The 1,114-nt window shown below is 49.8% G+C and carries 1 protein-coding gene; it reads right to left on the bottom strand.

Annotated elements, in window-relative coordinates:
* Positions 1–8: 8 nt before the first annotated feature.
* Positions 9–1,007: an IS30 family transposase gene (locus F6V25_RS16880; RefSeq protein ID WP_151129764.1), complete on the bottom strand. Its 999-nt coding sequence runs from the start codon at positions 1,005–1,007 to the stop codon at positions 9–11.
* Positions 1,008–1,114 lie beyond the last annotated feature (107 nt).

Below are 1,114 nucleotides of genomic sequence, written 5' to 3' on the forward strand. Positions count from 1 at the left end.
TGGTGAATTCATATTGTAAGTGCACCACGTGAAGCTTGATAAAAGACTTCATGGGGTGTCCGGTAGTCGAGGCACTTTCTTGGTCGATGATTTACCTTTTTTATAATTAGATCAAGCTCTTCTTCCGAGACTGTTTGAAAGTTTATTCCTTTGGGAAAATAATGCCGTAACAGCCCGTTTGTGTTCTCGTTTGTTCCTCGCTGCCAAGCAGCATAGGGATCGGCAAAGTAAACCGTCAGGCCGGTTTTTGATTCGAGCTCTTTGAACTGAGAGAATTCTTTGCCGTTATCGACGGTCAGAGTTTGCCGCATCGTCCTTGGGATTTTCCAGAAGGACTTTATACTCTGGGTATTCATGGTCGCCGCCTTTTTGTCCGCCAGTTTTGCGGCAACAAGGAACCGGCTTTTACGTTCGACATGGGTAGCGAGACAGCCGGTGCCCTTGGCACCCTCAACAGTGTCGCCTTCCCAGTCTCCAAAACGTTCACGGGTCGCTACAATAGCCGGTCGCTGATCTATGGAAACACGTCCAGGGATGAAGCGTCGTCCAGATCCGTACCGGGTTTGTCTGCGGCGTTTTTTGTGCCGACGGCGCAAATGGGTGTGGAGATCGCCATCTTGGCTCGCATCGAGATAAGCCCAACGATAAATGGTCTCGTGGCTGATTCGCATGCTTTCATCATTTGGATAATCAAGCCTAAGCCGGGCTGCTATTGCTTCAGGAGGCCAATCGAGCCGAAGCTTCTCATCAACGTATTTGACAAGAGACAGATTGTTTTGTCGGTGATGACTCCTGGCTTGGTGTCGGCGTTGCGTGGCAACCGGTTGCGTAAAATAGTACCAGTAAACTGCATCTGGAGAATATGTTGGGCCATTTCGCTTGATCTCGCGACTGATGCTTGTGTGGTGCCGCCCAAGGCGACGGGCAATCTCCCGCAAGCTAAATTTCGCCGACCTTAAATGGCTAATGACATATCGATCTTTTTCGGTAAGATGGGTGTAGGACATGGTGGGCTCCTTTCCGGATGTGAGTGGGTCGCGCTTCTCACACTACCAGAAAATCCCATCATGTCCTGCTCTTACCTCATGTGGTGCACTTACGAGTAGAATTCACC

Source organism: Oryzomonas japonica, assembly GCF_008802365.1.
In the GTDB taxonomy this organism is placed as follows: Bacteria; Desulfobacterota; Desulfuromonadia; order Geobacterales; family Pseudopelobacteraceae; genus Oryzomonas; species Oryzomonas japonica.

What these genes read in the sequence shown, in the direction of transcription:
- F6V25_RS16880 (WP_151129764.1), bottom strand. Translation starts at nt 1,007, where the DNA reads ATGTCCTACACCCATCTTACCGAAAAAGATCGATATGTCATTAGCCAT.